This is a genomic window from Paenibacillus sp. 01T431 (genome assembly GCF_056398625.1).
In genome coordinates this window covers 1-527 of sequence record NZ_JBFTPT010000066.1, presented here as the reverse complement: position 1 = coordinate 527, position 527 = coordinate 1, and the positions used below count along the sequence as shown (strand labels likewise).

The 527-nt window shown below is 58.4% G+C and carries 1 protein-coding gene; it reads left to right on the top strand.

All coding sequences use genetic code 11. The features are described from left to right. On the top strand, positions 1 to 527 hold a 527-nt coding region (locus tag AC1DM9_RS34455; RefSeq protein WP_477584506.1), incomplete at both ends, for a hypothetical protein.

The following is a 527-nucleotide window of genomic DNA, read 5'->3' as shown; positions in this document are numbered from 1 at the left end:
GTTGCAGGAACTACCGGAACTACCGGAGCAACGGGAGTAACAGGAGCCACGGGATCAACTGGGGCTTTAGGAACTACGGGAGCAACCGGAGCAACAGGGGTGACAGGTGCAACTGGTGTAGGAGTAACGGGAGCGACTGGTGTTGCAGGAACTACCGGAACTACAGGAGCCACGGGAGAAACAGGAGCCACGGGATCAACTGGTGCTGTAGGAACTACGGGAGCAACCGGAGCAACAGGGGCGACAGGTGCAACTGGTGTAGGAGTAACGGGAGAAACAGGAGCCACGGGATCAACTGGGGCTGTAGGAACTACGGGAGTAACCGGAGCCACAGGCGTGACAGGTACAACTGGTGTAGGAGTGACGGGAGCGACTGGCGTTGCAGGAACTACCGGAACTACCGGAGCAACGGGAGTAACAGGAGCCACGGGATCAACTGGGGCTTTAGGAACTACGGGAGCAACCGGAGCAACAGGGGTGACAGGTGCAACTGGTGTAGGAGTAACGAACGGGAGCGACTGGTGTTG